Origin of the sequence: Roseisolibacter agri, from assembly GCF_030159095.1 — a bacterium.
Classification (GTDB): domain Bacteria; phylum Gemmatimonadota; class Gemmatimonadetes; order Gemmatimonadales; family Gemmatimonadaceae; genus Roseisolibacter; species Roseisolibacter agri.
The window spans coordinates 881500-903783 of sequence record NZ_BRXS01000002.1 but is presented as its reverse complement, the minus strand read 5'-3'; the positions used below and the strand labels follow the sequence as shown (position 1 = coordinate 903783).

General features: G+C 75.4%; 15 protein-coding genes. 9 read left to right on the top strand and 6 right to left on the bottom strand.

Annotation, left to right across the window (positions count from 1 at the left end):
• Positions 1–58 precede the first annotated feature (58 nt).
• Both rosag_RS08615 and rosag_RS08610 read right to left on the bottom strand, forming a co-directional pair.
• Entirely contained in the window at positions 59–3052 is a 2994-nt protein-coding gene (locus tag rosag_RS08615) for a PAS domain-containing protein (RefSeq protein ID WP_284349674.1), read from the bottom strand.
• Entirely contained in the window at positions 3049–5670 is a 2622-nt protein-coding gene (locus rosag_RS08610) for a PAS domain-containing protein (RefSeq protein ID WP_284349673.1), read from the bottom strand. The genes rosag_RS08615 and rosag_RS08610 overlap by 4 nt, the downstream gene beginning before the upstream one ends.
• 213 nt (positions 5671–5883) lie before the next feature.
• Here rosag_RS08610 and rosag_RS08605 point away from each other — a divergent pair, with 213 nt between their 5' ends.
• The 6 genes from rosag_RS08605 (at position 5884) to rosag_RS08580 (ending at position 16278) form a co-directional block, all read left to right on the top strand.
• Complete coding sequence (locus rosag_RS08605) at positions 5884–7923, top strand: CHASE domain-containing protein (RefSeq protein WP_284349672.1); 2040 nt, start codon at positions 5884–5886, stop codon at positions 7921–7923.
• Positions 7924–8121: 198 nt separating this feature from the next.
• Positions 8122–8799, top strand: a complete 678-nt coding sequence (locus tag rosag_RS08600) for a response regulator transcription factor (protein ID WP_284349670.1) — start codon at positions 8122–8124, stop codon at positions 8797–8799.
• 131 nt (positions 8800–8930) lie between these two features.
• Positions 8931–10730: a hypothetical protein gene (locus tag rosag_RS08595; RefSeq protein ID WP_284349669.1), complete on the top strand. Its 1800-nt coding sequence runs from the start codon at positions 8931–8933 to the stop codon at positions 10728–10730.
• A 92-nt stretch (positions 10731–10822) separates the two neighbouring features.
• Positions 10823–11896 carry a hypothetical protein gene (locus rosag_RS08590; protein WP_284349668.1) on the top strand — a complete coding sequence of 358 codons (1074 nt, stop codon included), beginning with the start codon at positions 10823–10825 and terminating at the stop codon, positions 11894–11896.
• A gap of 18 nt (positions 11897–11914) precedes the next feature.
• Positions 11915–14281, top strand: coding sequence for a ShlB/FhaC/HecB family hemolysin secretion/activation protein (locus rosag_RS08585; protein ID WP_284349667.1), 2367 nt, complete (start codon positions 11915–11917; stop codon positions 14279–14281).
• Positions 14282–14382: 101 nt separating this feature from the next.
• Positions 14383–16278, top strand: a complete 1896-nt coding sequence (locus rosag_RS08580; RefSeq protein WP_284349666.1) for a M61 family metallopeptidase — start codon at positions 14383–14385, stop codon at positions 16276–16278.
• A gap of 194 nt (positions 16279–16472) precedes the next feature.
• On the opposite strand, the gene rosag_RS08575 is transcribed toward rosag_RS08580, so the two are convergent.
• Complete coding sequence (locus rosag_RS08575; RefSeq protein ID WP_284349665.1) at positions 16473–17243, bottom strand: hypothetical protein; 771 nt, start codon at positions 17241–17243, stop codon at positions 16473–16475.
• Between the two features lie 866 nt (positions 17244–18109).
• On the opposite strand from rosag_RS08575, the gene rosag_RS08570 reads away from it, so the two are divergent.
• From rosag_RS08570 to rosag_RS08560, 3 genes are all read left to right on the top strand, one after another.
• On the top strand, positions 18110–18319 hold the full coding sequence (locus rosag_RS08570; RefSeq protein ID WP_284349664.1) for a cold shock domain-containing protein: 210 nt from the start codon (positions 18110–18112) through the stop codon (positions 18317–18319).
• Positions 18320–18484: 165 nt separating this feature from the next.
• Positions 18485–19384, top strand: a complete 900-nt coding sequence (ligD, locus tag rosag_RS08565) for a non-homologous end-joining DNA ligase LigD (protein ID WP_284349663.1) — start codon at positions 18485–18487, stop codon at positions 19382–19384.
• A gap of 128 nt (positions 19385–19512) precedes the next feature.
• Complete coding sequence (locus rosag_RS08560; RefSeq protein WP_284349662.1) at positions 19513–19785, top strand: hypothetical protein; 273 nt, start codon at positions 19513–19515, stop codon at positions 19783–19785.
• A gap of 89 nt (positions 19786–19874) precedes the next feature.
• On the opposite strand, the gene rosag_RS08555 is transcribed toward rosag_RS08560, so the two are convergent.
• The 3 genes from rosag_RS08555 to rosag_RS08545 form a co-directional block, all read right to left on the bottom strand.
• Complete coding sequence (locus rosag_RS08555) at positions 19875–20507, bottom strand: NUDIX hydrolase (protein ID WP_284349661.1); 633 nt, start codon at positions 20505–20507, stop codon at positions 19875–19877.
• A 240-nt stretch (positions 20508–20747) separates the two neighbouring features.
• Positions 20748–21032, bottom strand: coding sequence for an oxidative damage protection protein (locus rosag_RS08550; protein ID WP_284349660.1), 285 nt, complete (start codon positions 21030–21032; stop codon positions 20748–20750).
• Between the two features lie 372 nt (positions 21033–21404).
• Positions 21405–22217, bottom strand: a complete 813-nt coding sequence (locus tag rosag_RS08545) for an acyl-CoA desaturase (protein ID WP_284349659.1) — start codon at positions 22215–22217, stop codon at positions 21405–21407.
• Between the last annotated feature and the right edge of the window lie 67 nt (positions 22218–22284).

The following is a 22284-nucleotide window of genomic DNA, read 5'->3' as shown; positions in this document are numbered from 1 at the left end:
CTCCGAGTCTCGGCGCCTGGCGCGTGCGACTGGAGCGCTGCCGTCGCGACGGATCACGCTACGCGCCCGTCGCCACCGGCAGCGTGAACCGGAACGTCGACCCCACGCCCTCCGCGCTCTCCGCCGTCAGGTCGCCGCCCATCCCGCGCGCCAGGTCGCGGCTGATCGCCAGCCCCAGCCCCGTGCCCTCGTCCTCGGACGTCAGCCGGCGTCCCACCTGCACGAACGGATCGAACACGCGCGGCAGCTGGTCGGCCGGGATGCCGCGCCCCGTGTCGCGCACCGCGATCGTCGCCATGCCGTCGGCGCGCGCGAACGCCACCGTCACGCGCCCGCCGCCGGCCGTGAACTTCACCGCGTTCGAGAGCAGGTTGAGCACCACCTGCCGCGCCTTCTCGAGGTCCGCGCGCACCGCCAGCGGCGCCGCCGGCTCCTCGACCGTCAGCACGACGCCCTTCGCGCGCGCCTGCGGCGCCACCAGCGCCTCCACCGCGCGCACGATCTCCGGCGCCGGCACGCTGGTCAGCTCGTACGTGATCTTCCCCGCTTCCAGCTTGGCGTAGTTCAGCACCGAGTTGATGAGCCCCAGCAGGTGCTGCTGGCTGCGCTGCACGCGCGCCAGCGCCTCCGACTGCGCACCCGTCACCGGGCCGTGCACGCCCATCTCTAGCAGCTGCGTGTAGCCGCCGATCGCGTTCAGCGGCGTGCGCAGCTCGTGCGACATCGTCGCCAGGAACTGCGCCTTCACCGAGTTGGCCAGCTCCGCCTCGCGGCGCGTGACCTCCGCGCGGTGGCGCGCCTCCTCGGCCTCCGCGCGCGCGACATGCTCGCCCTCGTAGGCGCGCGCGCGGTCCAGCGCCTGCGCCGTGATGCCCGCCAGCGTCTGCAGGTACGTGCGCTCGTCGGCCGACGGCCCGCGCGCGCCGTGGAAGCCGAGCCCCACGACGCCGATCGCGCGGTCGCCCACCAGCAGCGGCAGCGCGAGCAGCGACTCGCACGCGTGCGGCCGGTCCGCCGGCACGAGGTGCGGATAGCGCGCCAGCCACTCGTCGCGCGTCGCCAGCGCGATCGTCTCGCCGGTGCGGATCGCGTCGCCGAACGGCGTCGCCAGCGCGATCGGGAACCGCTGCCAGCGCGCGACGTCGGCGGCGTCGTAGCCCACCGCGTGCGCGAACGCCGCGTGCGTGCCGTCGCCCTCCACCAGCGCCAGCGAGCCGCCGAACGCGCCGATCGTCTCCACCGCGTGCGACACGAACAGCTCCGTCACGTCGGCCGGCGTCACCGCCGCCGCCAGCGCCGCCGACACGACCTGCAGCTGCCGCGTGCGCTCGGCCGCGCGCTCGCGCGCCGTGACGTCCATGATCGTGCACACCGCGTGCGTGATCGTGCCCGCCGCGTCGCGCACCGGCGTCGCGTTCACGCTCAGGCGCACCATCGTCCCGTCGGGCCGCTGGTACGTCAGCGGGAACTGGTCCAGCACCTCCCCGCGCACCGCGCGCGCGATCGGGTACTCCTGTGGCGCGAAGCGCCGGCCGTCGGCGTGCACGCCGCCGTACGGGCCGTACTCCGACACCTCGTCGACGGGGATCATCGGGTGCCCGAACAGCCGCTCGGTCTCGTGGTTCCAGTAGAGCAGGCGCCCGCTCGGCGCCTCGACCACGATCAGCCCCGCCGGCATCTGCGCGTTGACGGCGTCGCGCACCGCGCGCTCCTCCTGGAGCGCCAGCAGCAGGCGCTCGCGTTCCTCCGCCGCGCGGATGCGCTCCGAGAGGTCGGCGAACGCGATGTGCACGCCGTCGCCGACCTTCACCGCGGTCGCGCGCAGCCCGCGCTGCACGCCATGATGCGCGTAGGCGACCTGGCCCAGCCACGGCTCGCCCGTCTCGATCACGCGCGCGTACACCGCGAGCCGCCCCTCGGCGACGCTCGCGGGGAACAGCTCGGAGAGCGTGCGGTCCACCACCGGCACGTCGCCGAGCCCCAGGATCTCGCGCGCTGCCGCGTTCGCGTAGACGAAGCGCAGGTCGACGATGCGTCCCAGCGCGTCGCGCACCGCGTGCGCCAGGAACGAGCCGTCGGTGGACGCGTCCTGCACCGTGCGGAAGCGCGCCTCGCTCTCGGCCAGCGCGGCCGCGGCGCGGCGCCGCGCGGTGACGTCCTGGAAGTAGACCGCGAGCCCTTCGGGGCCCGGATACGCGCGCACCTCGTACCACGCGTCCAGCGGCGGCGGGTAGTACGCGTCGAACGCCACCGGCTCGCCGGTCGCCATCGCGCGGCGGTACTCGCGGTCGAACGCCGAGTCCACCGCCGCGGGGAACTCGTCCCAGATGGTGCGCCGCAGCAGCCCGTCGCGGCGGCGCAGCAGCACCTGCTCCGCGCGGTCGTTCACGAAGGTGAAGCGCCACTGCCGGTCGAGCGTGAAGAACGCGTCGCTGATGCTCGACAGCACCGACGCCACGCGCCGGTGCGCGTCCGCCGCCTGGCGCGCGAGCCCACGCAGCTCCAGCGCGTGCTGCGCCGCCGCGGCCGCGTCGCGCATCGCCGCCACGTCGTCGTCGCTCCACGCGCGCGGCACGACGTCGATCGCGCACAGCGCGCCGATCGCCTGCCCGTCCCACAGCAGCGGCACGCCGACGTACGCCGCCACGCCGAGCGAGCGCACCGTGGGCACGTCGCGATAGCGCGGATCGGCCGCGGTGTCGCCGATCACCAGCGGCTCGGCGGGCGTGGCGACCGCGATCGTGTGGTGGCAGAGCGTCGGCCCCGTGAGCTGCCGCGTGGTCGCGAGCGGCTCCGGCAGCCCGTGCGACGCGAGATAGTGGTCGCACGACTCGTCCACCAGCGACAGGAACGCCGCCGGCGCGCCCAGCGCGCGCGCCGCCAGCCGCGCGATGCGCTCCAGCTCCGGCCCCTCGCCGTCATTGCGCAGCCCGCTCGCGCGCAGCGCCTCGAGCCGCGCGGCGTCGCGCACGACGTCCTGCACCTCGCGGTGCGCGGCGAGGTCGGTCTCGGGCGGCGCCATCGGCAACGGGTCGGGGGAGCGGACGCTCACGGCTCGCCCGACACCACCTGGCGCAGCGCCGCGAGCAGCGCGTCTCCCGTGAACGGCTTCTCGACGTACGCGGTTCCCCGGCCGAGGTGCGCGACGAGCGGCTGGTCCGCGTATCCCGTCACCAGCACCAGCGGCAGGTCGGGGCGGTCCTCGCGCAGCACGCTCGCCAGCTCGCGCCCGCCCATCTCGGGCATGCGCAGGTCCGTCACCACCGCGGTCACCTCGCGGCCATGCGTCTGCCACAGCATGAGCGCGTCCGCGCCGTGGCGCGCCTCCAGCACCGCGTAGCCGTGCCGCTCCATGATGCGCCGCGCCGTCGCCCGCACGGCCGCCTCGTCCTCCACCAGCAGCACGATCCCCTGCTGCCCCGGCGTCGGGACGGGCCAGCTGCCGGTATCGCCCTCCCGCGGCATCGCCTCGACCTCGGGGAGGAGGATCGTGACCGTCGTCCCCTGCCCCGGCGCGCTGTCCAGCCGCACCGTGCCACCGCTCTGCGCGACGATGCCGTACACCGTCGCCAGCCCCAGCCCCGTGCCCGCGCCCACGGGCTTCGTCGTGAAGAACGGCTCGAACGCGTGCGCGCGCGTCGTCTGGTCCATGCCGTGCCCCGTGTCGCGCACGATCAGCCGCACGTAGCGGCCCGGCGCCAGCGGCGCCCACGCGGGCGCGGTGCGCGCGTCCAGCGTCACGGTCCCCGTCTCCAGCGTCAGCGTGCCGCCGCTCCCCGCGTGGCCGTGCTGCGCCGTCAGCATCGCGTCGCGCGCGTTCACGGCGAGGTTCAGCAGCACCTGGTCCAGCTGCCCCGCGTCCGCGAGCACGATCCCCACGTCGCGGCCGAGCGCCGTCTCCAGCACGATCTCCTCGCCGATCACGCGCCGCAGCAGCTTCTCCGCGCCGCGCACCACCTCGTTGAGGTCCAGCGCGCGCGGCGACAGCACCTGCTTGCGGCTGAACGCGAGCAGCTGCCGCACCAGCGTGCGCGCGCGGTCCGACGCGCGCGCGATCTCCGCCAGGTCGGCCTGCGCGGCGTGGTCCGGCGGCAGGTCCGCGCGCACGAAGCTCAGGTTCCCGCCGATGACGGTCAGCAGGTTGTTGAAGTCGTGCGCGACGCCGCCGGCCAGCTGCCCCACGGCCTCCATCTTCTGCGCCTGGCGCAGCTGCTCCTCCAGCCGCACGCGGTCCGTGACGTCGCTCAGCGCGCCCACCACGCGCGTGTGCCCGCCGTCGTGCCGCGCCACCGCGTGCGCCTCCAGGTGCCGCGAGCCGCCCTCGCGCAGCGAGACGCGGAACTCCGTCACCGACGGCCCGCCGCCCGCGGGCAGCTCGAACATCGCGGTGCGCACGCGCTCCTGCTCGTCCACCGGCACCAGGTCCAGGAGCTCGTCCGGCGACGGCGTCCACCCCGCCGGCTGGCCGAGCAGCGGACCGACGGTGTCGCTGTAGCTCGCGACGCGCGCGTCGGCGTCCCACTCCCACGTCCCCATGCGCGCCGCCTCCAGCGCGAGCCGCAGCCGCGCCTCGCTGGCCCGCATCAGGTCGGCCTGCACGCGCTCCTCGGTCACGTCGCGCGCGACGCCGATCATCGCCACCGGCGCGCCGGCCGCGTCGCGGATCACGTCGCCGCGGTCCGCCAGCCACCGCACGCTCCCGTCGGCCTGCAGCACGCGGCACGTGACGTCGTACTCGGCGCGGCCGGCCAGCGCGTCGCCGATCGCGCCGCGCACGTGCGCGCGGTCGTCGGGATGGATCGTGCCGAGGAACGCCTCCAGGTGCGGCACCCGCTCCGCCGCCCGCGGGCCGAACACCGGCGAGTAGCTCGCCGAGAACGAGATCACGTCGCTGGCGATGTCCCACTTCCACGTCCCCAGCCCGCCCGCACGCACGGCCAGCTCCAGCTGCCGCGTGCGCTCGATGAGCATCGCCTCGCGCAGCTTGCGCGCGCTCACGTCGGTGCACGTGCCCACCACGCGCAGCGGCCGCCCCGCGCCATCGCGCGCGACCACCCGGCCGCGGTCCAGCACCCACGCCCAGCGGCCGTCCGTCCGCCGCATGCGGTGCTCGCTCTCGTAGTGCGGCGTCCGCCCGTCCAGGTGCTCCTCGAGCAGCGCCAGCGCGTCCGGCAGGTCCTCGGGGTGGATCGGCGCGCGCCACGCCTCCACGTCCTCCCCCAGCTCGCCCGGCGCGTGCCCCGCCAGCGCGCACCACTCGGCGCTCAGCGTCACGCGGCCCGTCGCGACGTCCCACGCCCACATCCCGTCACCGACGGCGCGCAGCGCCTCGCCCGCGGGCATGACCGTGACGTCGGTCGTGAAGATCGCCACGCCGTCGGCGATCGCGACCAGCCGGTGCTGCAGCCAGCGCCCGTCGGCGCCGCGCGCCTGCACGGTCTCCGGCGCGCCGCCGGCGGCCACGCGCGCGTGCGCGGCGCGCAGCGCGGCGTCCGGCAGCGCGCCCGCGCCCGCGCCGAGGAGCGCGGTCGCCGCCGCGTTGGCCAGCGCGACCCGCCCCTGCGCGTCCACCACGACGACCGCGGTGGGCATCGCGTGCACCACGGCGGCGGACAGGGCGGCGGGCGGGCCCGGCGCCGCGACGGCGTCGGCGGGAATGGCTGGCGACATGAGGCTCGGTGACCGCGGGGGCTCGCGCGGCGGGGGCCAGGACAGGCCTCGGAGACGACGAGGCTGGCGCCGCCGTGCGCCGCGGTGGAGTCTAAACCAACGGCGCCCGGAGGCCAGTCGCGCGTCGGGCCACCCATCCGGCCCCGCGCTTGCGAAGCGGACGGCAGGGACCGCTACCTTCGTCGCTCCGCCGCCCCTGCGCATCCTGCCCTGATGTCCTCGCCCCCGCCGCCCGGCGCCCCCGACGCGCCCGGCGCGCTCGACGCCGCGCCCCCGGATGCGGTCCGCCCCCGCGCGGCCGGCGCCGGGGGTGGCGACCGCGCGGGCGATCACGCGGGCGAGCACGCGGGCGAGCATCCCGGGGACCACGCGAGCGACGATCCGGCCCGCGGCGTCAGCGCGCATGCGGTGCTGCGGGCCGGGGACGTCGAGGCCCGCCAGCGGGCCGCGCGGCGCTGGCCGCGCCGCTCGCCCTTCCTCGTGCTGGCCGCGTCGCTGCTCTTCACCGTCGCGGCCACGGCCTTCGTCGCCATCTCCGGGCGCAGCCGCGCGGAAGCGCGCTTCGAGAACGCGCGGCAGGGGGCGGAGGACCGCATCAACGCGCGCATCGACACCTACATCGCGCTGCTGCACGGCGCGGGCGCGCTGTTCGCCGCGAGCGAGACGGTCACCGCCGCGGACTTCGGCAGCTTCGTCTCGCACCTCGACCTCGCGGGGCGCTTTCCGGGCGTGCGCGCCCTCGGCTACAGCGAGCGCCTGGGGCCGTGGACCGCCGACACCGCCGCCGTCGCCGCGCGGCTCGTGTCGCTGCACGCGCGCGGCAGCGCGGCCGGACGCCTCTGGCCCGACGTCCCGCGCGACGAGCAGCACGCGATCGTCTTCCTCGAGCCGCTCGACGCGCGCAACCGCACCGCGCTCGGCTACGACATGTACAGCGACGCGGTGCGCCGGGCGGCGATGGCGCGCGCGCGCGACACCGGCCTGCCCGCGTCCAGCGGCGCGGTCACGCTGGTGCAGGACGCGGGGCCCGAGCGCCAGCGCGGCTTCCTCGTCTACGTGCCCGTCTACCGCACCGGTGCGCCGGTGGGCGACGTGGCGGCGCGGCGCGAGGCGCTCACCGGCTTCGTCTACGCCGCCTTCCGCGCCGACGACCTGCTCGCCGGCATCTTCGGCAGCGAGCAGGAGCCGCGCGTTCTCTTCCGCCTGCACGACGGCCGCGACACCTCGCGCGCCACGCTGCTGGCCGACTCGCGCCGGCTCCCCGGGGTGCAGCTCCCGGTGAACGACGGCGCCGTGCTCGACCCGCTCGCCGCGCCGCCGCTGCAGGCGGTGCGCACGCTCGACGTGGGCGGACGGCCGTGGACGCTGGTCTTCGAGTCGATCCCCGAGCGCGGCGGCGCGTCGCGCGACGCGCTCGCCGTGCTGGTCGCGCTCGCGGGCCTCGGCGTCAGCCTGGCGCTCTTCCTCCTCACGCGCGCCGAGGTGCGCGCCCGCGAGCGCGCGGAGCGCAGCGAGGCGATGCGCTCGCGCTTCTTCGCCGCGATGAGCCACGAGCTGCGCACGCCCATCAACGCGATCCTCGGCTACAACGACCTGCTGCTGGGCGGCGTGTACGGCGCGCTGCCGCCGACGCACGAGGACGGGATCCGCCGCAGCCAGCGCGCCGCGCGCCACCTGCTGGAGCTGGTGAACGACGTGCTCGACCTCAGCAAGCTCGAGGCGGGGAAGATCGACGTCGCGCCGGAGCCGGTGCGCCTCGACGAGCTGCTGGAGGACCTGCTCACGACCATCCGCCCGATGGCGCAGGAGCGTGGGTGCGTGCTCGAGCTCTCGCGCTCCGCGTGCGCGCTGTCGATCCGCACCGATCCGCGGCGGCTGCGGCAGATCCTGCTCAACCTGCTCTCCAACGCGACCAAGTTCGGCGCCGGCCATCCGGTGCGCATCACGTGCGAGTGCCTGCCGCACGGAGCCGTGCAGCCGGGCCGCCGCCGCCGGCGTACCGCGGCCGACGCCGTGCTCATCAGCGTCAGCGACAGCGGGCCGGGCATCGCGCGCGACGACCAGGAGCGCATCTTCGAGGAGTTCGTGCAGCTGCCGGGCACCGCACCCGGTGGCACCGGACTCGGCCTTCCGATCTCGCGACGGCTCGCGGAGTTGCTGGGCGGCGCGCTCACGGTCGAATCGTCGATCGGCGTGGGCAGCACCTTCCACGTGACGCTTCCCCGCGAGAATCGTCGCACCGCCAAGCGATGACGCCGGCGACAGGCGTCACTCGTGAAGAATTCGTCAGACGTGCGCGCGGACGAAGTGCGGCGTCTCTTGCCTCGTCGGCATGCGCGCGTAGGATGGCAGTGGCCGCACGGTCGGTCGCGATGCCGAACGGGACCGCACGAGCCGAATGAACCGCACGACACGCGCATCGCGCGTGGTCGTCCCCTTTCCGAGAGTACGATGCGCGTCCTGATCATCGAGGACGACCGGATGCTGGCACGGCTCGTCGAGCGCACGCTCGGCGAGGCCGGATACGCGGTCGACGTCACCCGCAGCGCGGACGAGGGGCGCGACGCCGCGCTCGCCTCCGCCTACGACGCCGTGCTGCTGGACCTCGAGCTCCCCGATCGCAGCGGGCTCGAGGTCGTGCGCACGCTGCGCCGCGAGGGCCGCGACGTGCCGGTCCTCATCATGACCGGCCGCGACGACGACCAGGACATCGTGAAGGGGCTGGACGCCGGCGCCGACGACTACCTGCTCAAGCCGGTGAACCCCGAGGTGCTCAAGGCCCGCCTGCGCGCCGCCGTGCGCCGCGGGGGCGCCAACCGCGCCGACCAGCAGCTGGTCATCGGCGACCTGGCGATGAACCGCCTCGCCCGCACGGTCCTGGGCAACGGCAAGGACGTGTCGCTCACGCCCAAGGAGTTCGCGATGCTCGAGCACCTCATGCTGCGCGCCGAGGAGGTCGTGTCGCGCACCGAGCTGCTGGAGCACGTGTGGAACATGAAGTTCGACCCGGGCTCCAACGTCGTCGACGCGCACGTGGCGCGGCTGCGCCAGAAGCTGCGCGGCGTCACCCGCCCCGAGATCCGCACCTCGCGCGGCGTGGGGTTCGTGCTGACGATGCGCGAGGCCTGAGGCCGGGACGGCCCACCCGCTCCCCAGGGGCCACTGGCCGGCGGGCGGAACACGTTGGCGCGAACGGCGCTAACATGGGGACAGAGGGACACGCCGCCGGCGCCGTCCCGCCCCCGGTCCCGCCCCGTCCGATGCCTCTCCGTCGCCGGCTCCTCGCCGCCGCGATCCCGCTCGCCGTGGCGCTCGCCCCCGTGGCGGGCGCCGCGCAGGGCGCCACGCCCGCGTCGCCCGCCGCACCGGCCGCCGCCACGCCGGTGGCCTCCGCCCCGGCCCCCGCCACCGCGGGCCACGTCGACCACCCGCTGGTGACCGAGGCGCGCGCCGCGCAGAAGGCGTTCGAGCGCTCGCGCCGCGAGGGGCTGCGCTTCTACAACGGCGGGGCCGAGGCGCGCTGCGAGGAGCGCATCGGGCGCCTGTGCTACTGGAACAACAACGGCGACGTCCCGCCGCTCGACGAGCGCTCCAACGTCGTCACCGAGCGCGAGGAGCTGCTGGCGCTGCTCGCCCGCGCCGCCGCCGCCGATCCGCGCGACGACTGGGCCGCGACGCAGCGCGTGCGCTACCTCGACGAGGCCAAGCGTCCCGAGGACGCGATCCGCGCCGCCGCCGCGTGCGCGGGCACGCCGTGGTGGTGCGCGGCGCTGCGCGGCACCGCGGCGCACATCGCCAACCGCCATGCCGACGCCACCGCGGCGTTCGACAGCGCGCTCGCGCTCATGCCCGCCAACGAGCGCTGCGCGTGGCGCGACCTCTCGCTCTGGCTCACCAGCAAGGAGCGCGACGCCTACAGGGCGCTCGGCTGCGAGGGGAGCCCGACGGACGCGCGCGCGGGCTGGGAGCGCCGCTTCTGGTGGCTCGCGCAGCCGCTCTGGATGCTCGACGGCAACGACGCGCGCAACGAGCTGGCCGCGCGCCGCGTCATCACGCGCGCGCACGCGATGGGCGGCATCCCGTACGACATGACGTACGGCGACGACATGGCGGAGAGCGAGCTGCGCTACGGCTGGCCCGTCGCGTGGTCGGTGCAGACGGCCGGCGCGCTCGACACGCGCGCGCCGTCGGTCATCGGCCACGAGCCGACGCCGAGCTTCGACTTCACGCCGCGCGCCGCCGCGCTGTCGTCGCCGGCCACCGCGCCGGCCGACGCGTGGAAGCTGGACGAGGCGCTGCCGCGCATGCGCTACGCGCCGCGCTACGCGCCGCGCGGCTTCGTGCCGCTGCGTCACCAGCTCGCGCGCTTCCGCCGCGGCGACTCGGCCGTCGTCGTGGGCGCGTGGGACGTCGAGACGGACCGCGACTGGGGCTCGGGCACGGTGCGCGTGGGGCTCGGCGTCGCCGACAGCGGCGGGCCGCGCGTGGTCGCGCGCGCGGCGGACCAGCCGCGGCGCGGCGCGGTGCGCGCCACCGTCGCGCCGAAGCCCGTGCTCGTGAGCCTCGAGGTGCTCGGCGAGAAGCAGGGCCGCGCCGCGCGCGCGCGCTACGCCATCGAGCCGCTGGCCGCGGACGCGGCGCTCTCCGACGTGCTGCTGCTGAAGAAGGGCGCCGGCAACGCGCCCACGCTCGAGTCGGTGCTGCCGGACGCGCTGGGCGCGAACCGCATCCGCGCGGGCAGCACGATCGGCATCTACTGGGAGAGCTACCGCCCCGCGTCGCCCGGCGCGCCGGCCGAGGTGTCGCTGAACGCGACGCGCCTCAACACGACGCGGCTGGAGCGCGTGCGCAGCGCGATGCGCGTGGGCAGCGCCGTGCGGCCGGTGTCGGTGCGCTTCCAGGACACGGGACGTCCGGACGGCCTGCCGGGCCGCGCGCTCACGGTCAGCTGGCCCTCGGTGCCGCCCGGCGAGTACCGCGTCGAGCTGATCGTGACGCCGAAGGGCGGCACGCCCGCGACCACCGTGCTCAACGTGCACGTCGACGGCGCCGACGACTGACGGGCGTCGGGGACGGTTAGCTTTCGCGGCGACGGGGCCATCGGGCTCCGTCGCCGCATGCATTCGCGCTCACATCCGACCGTCGCCTCGCCGTGTCCGCTCCGTCCCGCTCCGTCGCCACGCCCGCGCCGCTCGACTCCGACACGCCGACGGTGGCGTGGGACGCGAGCGCCTACCGCGCCCTGGCCCGCGCGGCCGACGGCGACGTGGCCGCGGTGCGCGAGGCCGCACGCGCGGCTGCCGCCCGCGAGCGCGCGGCCGGCCTGACGCCGGCGGCGAGCCCGTTCGCGCTCTGGCCGCTGCTGGCGGAGGCGTTCGTGCCGCCCGACGACGACGCGCCGCGTAAGCGCCGCACGACCGCGACGAAGTCCACCGCGAGGACGGCGGCGAAGACGGAGGACGTGGTGCCCGCCGCCGAGCGGCGCGCGATCGTCGCGCGCCTCGCGCTGGCCGCGTGCGCCGCGCACTGCGCGCCGGAGACGCCCGCGCCGCAGCCGGTGCGCGATGAGGACGACGAGCGGCCCGTCGCCGCGCCGCTGCCGGTGTCCATCGACGATCCCGAGACGCTGCTCGTGCAGATCACCGGCGGGAAGCTGCCGACGACGCTCGCCGCGTGGAACGGCTACCTGCTGTCGGTGGCCGCGGAGCTGGGCGCCGACCCGACGCCCGCGCGCGCGCAGCGGCTCTCCGGCCCACTCGACCACGTGCGCGAGCGCGCCGCGTTCGCCGAGGGCGAGTTCGGCGACGAGATGCAGGACGCGATCGTCGCCGCGTACGACGCGGCCGCGAACGAGTGGGACGACGCGACGACGGTCGGCGAGCGGCAGGACCGCGTGGCCGGCGGCGCCGAGGGGCTGGTGCGCGCGGTGCTCGCGGGCCGCGCGGCGCGCGCGGAGCAGCTCGGCGCCGTCGGCGCGGAGCGCGCCGCCGCGCACATCGCCACGGCGTGCGCGCCGGGGATCGCGCTCTGGCGCGAGGTCGTGAGCGAGGTGGTGCGCGGCGACGTCGAGCTGGAAGGCGCGGCGTGGCGCCGCACGCTGTGGACGCTGCAGCTCGCGTTCACCGTGGGCGGCGCGCCGCGCGTGCTCGTGACCGCGGATCCCATCGTGCGCGACGCGGCCGCGCGCGCCGGCGTGGACGACCGCGTGCGCGGCGGCGACGCGTGACCGCGCTCGCCTAGCGCCATGCCGCTCGCGGTCGTCGTCGCCGTCGCGCTCGTGTCGGTCGCGCAGCCGCGCGCCGACACGGCACCGCCGCCCGTCACGGCGCCCGCGCTGCTCGCCCGCGCGCGCGTCGCGCGCCTGGCGCAGGACTCCGCCCTCCGCGCCTACGAGGCTCTCGCCCGCGAGCGCGTCACCGCCACCCTCGGCGTGCTCGGCGACCTGGGGCCGGAGCGCACGATCTTCCGGCAGGAGAATGCGGCGCGCGTGCGCTGGACGCGCGCCGCCGGCGTCGATCTCGAGATCCTCGGACGGCGGCGGTACGTGGGCGTGCCCGGCCTGCGCACGAACGACGCGGCCGCGGTGGACGCGCCGGTGCCGTACTACCCGGGCCGCGACGCGCTCTGGATCGGCGGCGGCCGCTTCGTGCGCACCGAGACGCGCGAGAACGAGCTGGTGCACCCGCTCGCCGACGGCGCGGAGACGTACTACGCGTACGCGGTCGGCGACTCCGTGAGCATCCGCCTGCCGGACGGCGGCGCGGTGCGCCTGCGCGAGCTGCGCGTGACGCCGCGGCGCGCGGGCTGGCGGCTCAGCGTCGGCTCCTTCTGGTTCGACGAGCGCACCGCGCAGCTCGTGCGCGCGGCCTACCGCACCACCGCGCCGATCGACCTGTGGGAGCAGGCGCGCGCGTCGGAGGACCGCACCGAGCGGCCGCCGCGCTGGATCCCCTGGCTCCTGGGCCCCGCGCGCGGCGAGCTGCGCGCGGTCACCATCGAGCACGCGCTGCACGAGGGGCGCATCTGGCTCCCACGCGCACAGTACGCCGAGGGCGTGCTGGAGGCGGGCGCGTCGCGCATCGGGCTGCGCATCGAGCAGCGCTTCGAGTACGCGCAGGTGAGCGTCGACGCGAGCGCAGAGGTCGCGGCGCTTCCACCGCTCCCGCCGCGCGCCGCCGCGCTGGCCGCGTGGCGCGACTCGCTGGTGGCGCTCGACTCGCTGCGCACGGGCGCGCTGCGCGGCGCGCTCGCGGGCGTGCGGACGGGGCGCGACTCGCTGCGCCTCTGGCGCGCGCATCGCGCGTGGCGCGACAGCTCCCTGCGCACGCTCGCGCGCGCCCGCCGCGAGGACGTGGGCGCGCAGTGCCGCGACGGCACGCAGTCCACGCGCACCCGCACGCGCTACGGGCGCCGCCTGCCCGCACGCGTCGTCGTGCCGTGCGACGAGGCCGCGCTCGCGACGGCGTCGATCTTCACCACGCCCATCCTGGCCGAGGACGAGGCGGGGTGGCGGGTGCCGGCGCGCGAGGAGCTGGCGCGGCTGCTCGACGCGGACCGCCAGCCGGCGTGGGCGCCGCAGCCCGTCACGCTGCACGGGCCGTTCGGCTACACGCGCTACAACCGCGTCGAGGGGCTCTCCGTCGGTGGCGCGCTGCGGCAGACGCTCGGCCTCGGCTACCGCTGGGAGGCGAGCGCGCGCTTCTCCGAGGCCGACCGGCAATTCGGTGCGGAGGCGTGGATGGAGCGCGGCGACGTGGCCCGGCGCTGGCGCGCGGGCGCCTATCGCCGCCTGGAGCAGGCCGACAACTACGGCGCGGCATTCCGCTTCGGCGCCAGCCTGCAGAACGTGATGTCGGGCCTCGACGAGCAGTTCTACTACCGCGCCGCGGGCGCGGAGCTGACGGGCGTGCGCGCCGCGCGCGGTGGTGCCGTCGCGGGCCACGGCGTGACGTGGCGGGCCTTCGCGGAGCGACAGACGGATGCGCCGGCGCACGCCCGCTTCACGGTGCAGCGCGCATTCGGCAACGACCGCGCGGCGTTCGACTCGAACGTCGTCGACACGATCCCGGCGCGCGCCGCGTCGCTCGCGGGTGCCGCGGTGCGCTGGCGTGCCCACCGCGGCGACGACGCGGCGCCCTGGCGCCTGACGGGCGATGCGCGCGCCGAGGCGGCCGCGGGCTCGCTCGCGTACCTGCGCGCCGCGCTCGACGTGGGCGTGGAGCGCACGCTGCCGGGCGCATTCCGCATCGCCACGACGGCGGCCGGCGGCACCAGCGCCGGCACGCTCCCCCCGCAGCGCTGGTGGGCGCTCGGCGGCTGGCAGACGGTGCGCGGCCACACGGCCGGCACGCGCCGCGGCGACGCGTTCTGGCTCGGCCGCGCGGAGCTGCGCTGGGAGCGCCCGCCGTACGTGCAGCCCGCGGTCTTCACGGACGCCGGCTGGGCGGGCCCGCGCGACGCGCTGCACGACGGCTTCCGCCACGCGACGATGCTGCGCAGCGCCGGCGCGGGCGTCGCGTTCTACAACGGCCTGTTCCGCTTCGACGCGGCGCGCGCGCTGACGCCGGGCGCGCGGTGGCGGTGGGATTCGTACGCGGTCGCGCGGTTCTGAACCTCGGGAGCTGCGTGCATCGTGCTGCGTGCTGCGTGTCCGGCCGCTCGGGACGCCCCTCACGCAGCACGCGGCACGCAGCACGCCGATAGCTTCCGGGCATGCGATACCTCGCCTCCACCTTGCTGCTCGCCGCCAGCACCGCAGCGGCGCAGGCCCCGAACGCCACCTACTCCGACGCCTTCGAGGTGCGCCGCGCGCGCCGCGATCCCGTCGTGACGTACGCGGTGCGCGTCGACACCACGGACCTCGTGCGCTACGAGGTCACCATGACCGTGCGCCAGGCGCCGCCCGTCACGCGCCTCGCGTTCCCGCGCTGGGCGCCCGGCGCGTACCGGCTCGCCGAGTTCGGCGGCTACGCGCGCGACCTCGTCGTGACGCGCGACGGGAAGCCGGTCGCGACCTCCATCGGCACCGACGGCACCTGGCTGCTCGCGCCCGAGCCGGCGGGCGGCACGCTCGTCGCGCGCTACCGCGTGACCTTCCCGTCGCCGACCGCCGCGGCGTCCCCCAACAACCGTAACTTCCTCACGGCGCGCGGCGGCCTGTTCGACGGCCCGCTGACGTTCGCCTTCCTCCCCGGCTACGAGCGACTGCCCGCGCACGTCCGCTTCGACGTGCCCGCGTCGTGGCAGGTCGTCACCGGCCTCGCGCCCACCGCGGACCCGAAGACGTTCTTCGCGTCCAGCTACGACGTGCTGATCGACGCGCCGTCGCTCGCGGGCCCGCCCGACGCGCTGCACGTGTGGCGCTTCCGCGTCGACGACGTCCCGCACCGCGTCGCCTACTGGGCCCAGCCGGGCGCCGCGGCGTTCGACTCCGCGCGCTTCGTGCTCGTCGCCGACAGCGTGGTGCGCGCGGCGCGCGACATCATGGGCGAGCTGCCGTACCGCGAGTACAGCTTCCTCTTCGTCGACGGCGCGGGCGGAGGGCTCGAGCACCTCAACTCGACGACCATCGGCGCACGCGCGTCGGCGCTGGCGCGCGATCCCGCGTCGGCGGCCAGCGTCACCGCGCACGAGTTCTTCCACACCTGGAACGTGAAGCGGCTGCGCCCGCGCGAGCTCGGCCCGTTCGACTACCTGCGCGTCGTGCGCACGCCGAACCTCTGGTGGAGCGAGGGCGTCACCGACTACTTCGCCGAGGAGATCCTGCGCCGCACCGGGCTCCAGGATTCGGCCGCGGCGGTGCGAGGGCTCGCGTCCTCGATCGAGTCGTGGCTCAACAACCCGGGATCCACGCGCGTGGCGCCGGAGCAGTCCAGCCGCACGGCATGGGATCCGCCGGCCGCCAACGCGGGCTACAGCATCTCGTACTACCTGCAGGGCGCCCTGCTCGGCGAGCTCCTGGAGCTGCGCCTGCGCGACGAGACGCAGGGGCGCCGCGGCATGGACGACGTGATGCGCGCGCTGTACGACCGCTACGCCGGGCCCACGGGCTTCACCGCGCCGGACGTGGAGCGCACCGCGAACGCGATCTGCGGCTGCGACCTGTCGCCGGTGTTCGCGGCGCACGTGCGCGCCGCGCAGCCCATCGACTGGGCCCGCTGGCTGGGGCTCGCCGGCTGGCGCCTCGACACGACGCGCGTGACGGCGGTCGACTCGGCCGGCCGGCCGCGCGCGGACCTGCGCGCGAGCGTCGGCACCTTCGCCGGCATCGGCTCGGCCGGCGGCGCGGCGGGGAACCGCCCGCGGCTCTCGGTGCCGGGCCCGCACACCTCGTGGTACCGCGCGGGGCTGCGCGGCGGCGACGAGGTGGTGTCGGTGCGCGGCCGCCCGATCGCGACGCCAGATGATTGGCGCGCCGCCCTCGCCGGCGTGCAGCCGACCGACCGGATCGAGGTGGAGGTGCTCCGCGCCGGCACGCCCGTGCGCGCGACCGTGGTCCCGGGCACCTACGAGACGCTGCGCGTGCGGCTGGCCGACCTGCCAACCGTCACGGATCGCCAGCGGCGGTTACGCGCGGCCTGGCTGCGCGGGCCGGCGGCGAGCAACTGACTTCCGAAAGGCGCGCCGGACCCGAACTGCGAACGGCATTTGCAAGGATGAAGATCGAATAAGGTCTGATAACGACGGATGGCTCCGCGTGGCGCGAGGTTCCTCGCACCCCACCGGAGCCATCCGTCGTTATCAGATTTTCTCAGACGTTCATCCTTGCTGCTGTTGTCGTCCAGGTCCGGCGCGACTCCCCCTTAGTGGTTCGCGGCCGACGCGACGGCGCCGCGCACCGGGACGGGATCGGGCGACATGAGCCAGGGCCACCACGGCTTGTCGGAGTACGGCGTGCCGAAGACGCGCCGCAGCGCGGGGCGCGGATCGTTCGCGAGGATCACCGCGTCGAGCTGGTTCGCGACCAGCTGCGGCTTGGTGAACTGGCGGTAGCTCCCGTAGCTCTGGCAGAAGCACCAGGGTCCCTTGCGGGACAGGTTGCCGAGCCAGAAGTCGGGCAGCGCGTAGGTCATGCGGTAGAACGATTTGAGCGACTGGCCGCGCGGGAGGTCCTCCTCGCGGGTGCCGCGCGGCAGGGAGCCGTGCTTGCCCCACTGGACGTCCACCTCGACCTGGCGGTTGGCCCACGGGGCGTGGAGGAGCTTCCCGTGCCAGTAGGTCCAGAGGTCGGTCGGCGCGCCCGAGCGGTCGTAGCCCACCCAGACGATCTCCTCGTCCGTCGCCTTGGTGTGCGGGATCCAGGCGCCCACCGCGTCGTCCTGCCAGAGCAGGTGGTAGGCGATGACGCGCCGCTCCGGATGGACGACCGCGACCACGCGCGAGAGCGGGAAGGGCTCGTCGCGATGGAGGTAGAGCACGGGGGCCAGCGCCCGCGCCAGCGCGGCCTGGGCCGAGTCGGCGTGATCGGGCACGACGTCGCCCGTCAGCGGAACGGGGGCGGCGTCCGTAAAGCTGTTGATCGGCCCGGCGCTCGGGATCATCACGCGCCCGTCGGCGGTGCCCGGAACGGGCACCGGCCGGAGCGGGATGCGAGCGACGGGACCGCACGCCGCGAGGAGTGCGACGCCGGAGACGGCCGCGGAGGCGCGCAGGATCGAACCGAAGCGCGACAAATTTTCGGCGAGCGCCACTGTGATTCGCACTCTTAGCGGGTTAGCGTTCAGGTGCCCATCTCCGCCCGCTCGGATCGGGCGGAGGCGCAGTACCCATCAGGAGGGGACATGAGGAAGCCACGCCCGAACACGTACAACCCGGCCCAGGCGCTCCACCTCATCACGAGCGACCGGACGAACTCTCCATTGAGTTGTCCGTCGTGCTCCGGCGCGATCGAGCGGGATCCTGGCCTGGCTCCTCCACCACCGCGTGCCCACGTCACGCTCCGCTGCACCACCTGCGGCCGTTTTGCCCGGTACATCGCCGGCGCGGCCTGACGAGCGAAGCGAGACGCAGGGACGCGGCGACTTTCCTTGCCGCCTGTGCGGCCCCGGGAGCTTTCGGCTCCGGGGCCGCGTGGCGTTTCAGGGGGTCGGTTGGCCAAGATCCCGCACGGCGCGTGCGGTCGCCCGCCCCTCCCGTGCTCCATCTGTTCATACCCCGGCACGACGTGAGGGTCCCGTCGTCGCCGGGTTTTTTTCGGGAGCCGGACGTCGACCGGTGCCGGCGGGCGCCAGCGTGCGGTGCGTCACGCGGCGCCGAACTCTCGCCTGCGGCTGAGCTTGCACGGATGTTGCCCACGTCCGCACTATCGGTCTCCCCACCCCGCCCGATGGAGCCCCGCGCCCCCTTCCCCGGCACCCCCGGGCGGGCGCGAGTGGCGGACCTCGCGGCGGGTCCTGCTCCACCGTCAGGCCCGTGTCTGGGCAACAGAGGAACGTGTTCCATGGCTCGTCTCACCGGCACCGTGAAGTGGTTCAACGACGCGAAGGGCTTCGGGTTCATCGCGCGCGAGGGTGGCCCCGACGTGTTCGTCCACTTCAGCGCCATCCAGTCGCAGGGCTTCAAGAGTCTGCAGGAGGGGGATCAGGTGGAGTTCGAGATCGTCCAGGGCCAGAAGGGCCCGCAGGCCTCGAACGTCACCAAGGCCGCCTGACCGCTGCCTGACCGGCCCGCGCGTGGCCCGGGCCGGTCCCGGGCCACCACCGCGAAGGGCGCGACGGGCGCCGCGCCGCGGTCCCGCGCCTCACCCCACGCGCCCGCCCGCACGCCGTCCCTCCTCGCGCAGCTCCGCCGGATCGAGCGTGCGGGCGGGGACGGCGTGCTGCGCTTTCCGGCCGGGCGGTCGCTCCCGGTCTCCAACCTCGACCGCGTGGTCTGGGCCGACGAGGCGATCACCAAGGGCGCGCTGATGCGCTGGTACGTGAGCGCCGCCCGCGCCGTGGTGCCCGTGCTCGCGGGGCGCGCCCTCGTCCTGACGCGCCACCCCGCCGGGGTCGGCGGCCCGTCCTTCCACCAGCACGACCCCGGCGACGACACCCCGGACGCGGTGGACGTGGCGATGCTCCCGACGGCGGACGGCCCGCCCGCGCGCCGCCTGATCGGCTCCCTGGGCTCGCTGCTCCACGCGGTGCAGCTGGGCGCCGTCGGCGTGGACGCCTGGCACTCGCGGGTGGACGATCCCGACACGCCGGACTACGCGGTGCTCGACCTCGACCCGGCCGCGGACGCCCCACCCACGGCCCTGGCGACGCTCGCCCGCGCGCTGCGGACCGAGCTGGTACGACGCGGGCGCGATGCTGTCCTGAAGACGTCCGGGTCGCGCGGACTCCACCTGCTCGTCCCGCTCGAGCCCGGAGCGACCTACGAGGCCGCCGCCGCGCTGGCGGAGGAGGTCGCGACCGCGGTCACCGCAGCGCATCCGGACATCGCGACCGTCGAGCGCTCGAAGGCGGAGCGCCCGCCCCGCACGGTCTACGTGGACCACCTGCAGAACGCCCGCGGCAAGACGCTGGCGGCGGCCTTCTGCGCCCGCGCGAAGCCGGGCGCGCCCATCTCGACGCCGCTCGCGTGGGAGCAGCTGCGCTCGCGCATGCGCCTGGATCGCGCCAGCGTCTCGTCGCCATCGACGCAGGTCACCGAGCTGCGCCGCGTGTGGCTCGCGGCCTGGCGGGCCGCCGCCCCGTCGGGCGTGTGGCGCCCCACCTCCGCGACGTCATGAGGCGGTGAAGGGCCGCGAAGGGCGCCGCGGCGCCTGTTGCCCCGCTGCAACACGATCGTCGGCGGTAGAGATCGTATCGGCGCCCGCCCCGACGCGCGCCCAGGCCAGCATCCGATCCCGCCGTCCCGATGTCGTCGCGCCCGCTCGTCTACACCCGCACCCTGCCCGGCGGCGGCTTCGTCGCCATCGACGCGGAGGTGAGCGGCTCCGACCACCACGTGCGCCTGTGGGTCGAGCGGCGCGCGGACGAGGGGCGCCGCGCCGGGCACCCGCCGCCGGTCATCGCCGAAGCGCACGCGGACGACCTGGAGAGCGCGGTGGCATCGCTGCGTGGGATCGCGTCGGACAACGTCTCGGTCGCGAGCGCGCTCCGCCGCTGGCAGTCGGACCGGGCGGGCTGACCCGCGCCGGACCGGCGAGCACGACGAGGGGCCCGACACGGATCGTGTCGGGCCCCTTCGCGTCCAACCGCTGGAACGGGCGATGGCGGTTACTCGAACCGCACCCCGCGCGGGGCGCTGCGGCGGCGGCGTGGCGCGTAGCGGAACAGCTGCGCCGGACGGCCGCGCCCCTCGGAGCGCCACTCGTCGGTCGGCTCCACGATGCGGGCCGCCTGCAGCGACCGGCGGAAGCTCGCCTTGTGGAGCCGCCGGTCCAGCAGCAGCTCGTAGAGCTCCTGCAGCTCGCTCAGCGTGAACGTCGGCGGCAGCAGCCGGAACGCGACCGGCGCCTGCCCCACCCGCTGCTGCACGTGCGCGACCGCGGCGTCGACCATCGCCCGCTGGCGCGGCGCCAGCGCCGGCAGGTCGTTCACCGGGAAGAAGTCGCCGTCCGTGTCGCCCGGCAGCGAGGCCCCCGCCGGGACCAGCCCGACGTAGGCCACCGAGAGCGACGCCGGGCCCGGATGCCGGCGGCCGTCGCCGAACGCCCCGATCTGCTCGAGGTAGTGCGGCGCGGTCCCCATGACGTCCCGCGCCAGCCGCTCCGCCGCGTCCGTCAGCGACTCCTCGGCCGCCCCCGGCTCCCAGGGCAGCGTCCACCGCTCGCGCAGCCGCTCGCCCGGCCGCCCCTCGGCCCGCACCAGCGCGGCCGCGAGCTGGCCATCGAGGACGGTGAGGAGCACGACGTCGACGGAGTACCCCGCCCGTGGCGGGGCGCTCCGGCGGGTGCCGGTGCGCGGTCGGGGAGAGGCGAGGACGGGGCTCATGGAGCGCAATTATGAGCACACCGCTACTTAAGTCAAGGCCGCCCCGAGGCGCCCGCGAACCCCGGCACGTGTCTCCAGGCAACGACGCCCGCGCTGGGGGCGCGGGCGTCGGAGCGAGCGGGAATCAGGCCTGGAATCGTGGGGCGACGGGGTGGCTCACCAGTTGATGGTGCCCTGCTTGGTCGTGTCGACCTCCTCCCCCGAGCCGGCCTTGAACAGGTAGGCGTCGCGGTTCTTGGAGAGGAAGGAGCGGGCCTGGGGGTCCATCAGGTTGAGGCCGTAGTGGTTGATCAGCATGGTCTGCTGCTTCAGCCACTGGCCCCAGCAGTCCTGGCAGATCTCCCGCACGATGCGCTCGCCGGTCGCGCCGCCGACGCCCACGGGCGGGCGCTCGAATCCGGCGCGCGTCTGGCCGCAGCGGGAGCAGGTGACGTCGGGCATGGAAACGGACGGAGGAAGTCGTGCCGGCCAAGGGCGGCCGGCTCTCTCAAGCTAATCGAGCCGCGAGACGGCGGAGCGCCTCCCGACGGGCATCGGCGCGCCAGCGGGCGCCGGGGCCGGACTCCGGCTCCCCACGATCGCGGCCGCTGCGGAGCCTCACCGCTTCGCGTGAGTCTCCTTGCTGCGATCGAGGTCGCCTCCGCCCAGCCCCGGCGCCCCGCTCCCGACGTCGGCCCGATGCAGGCGGTGACGCCAGTCGGGTCTCCGACGCCAGAGGGGCCGGCCTGCCACCTGGCAGCCGGCCCCTCGAATCCGCAGTCCGCAGCCCGCAGCTCCCGGTGAGCGGAGTCGCGCGCCGGCCGAATGCCGCCGTCAGGCTGCCGGCTGGATCACCTGGTTCGTCGGATCGCCGCCACGGTCGCGGTCGTGCCCCGCGACGCCGTGCGCGTACTTCACCTTCGCCAGCCCGACGAGCGACATCAGGCGGATGTAGAGCCAGCCGATGTCGAACTCGAACTTCCGGTGCGCGAACTTGGCCGAGTGCGGGTCGGCGTGATGGTTGTTGTGCAGCTCCTCGCCGCCGAGCCAGATCGCGATGGGCGAGATGTTCCGGCTCTCGTCCTTCACGTCGTAGTTGCGGTAGCCCAGCGCGTGCCCGACGCCGTTGATGACGCCCGCGGCCCAGAACGGGATCCAGATCATCTGCACCGCCCAGACGAGCGGGCCGACGAAGAAGCCGAACAGCCAGATGTCGATCCCGAGCAGCAGGAAGATCCCGAGCTGCGAGCGCTTGTCGAGCAGGTGCCGCTCGAGCCAGTCGTTCGGCGTCCCCTTGCCGTACTTCTCCAGCACGCCCGGCTGGCGGACCGCGTCGCGGTAGTAGAGCGCCCCCTTCAGCATGATGTTGCGCAGCCCCTCGAGCAGCGGGCTGTGGGGGTCGCCGTCGCGGTCCGCAAAGGCGTGGTGCTTCCGGTGGCAGGCGACCCACTCCTTGGTCTTGGTGGCGGTCGTCAGCCAGAGCCACACGCGCATCGGGATCTCCACCAGCGGGTGGAACTTCACCCCGCGGTGCGTCTGGGCGCGGTGGAGGAAGAGGGTGACGCACACGTTGGTGATGTGCCCCGCGATGACCACGAAGAGCACCGGCTTCCACCAGTGGGACGCCCAGCTTCCGAACTCGAACATTGTCGCGACTCCGAGAGGGTGGATCGAACGGCGGCGTAATCTAGCGTCTACTGACCACGTGGCCAGT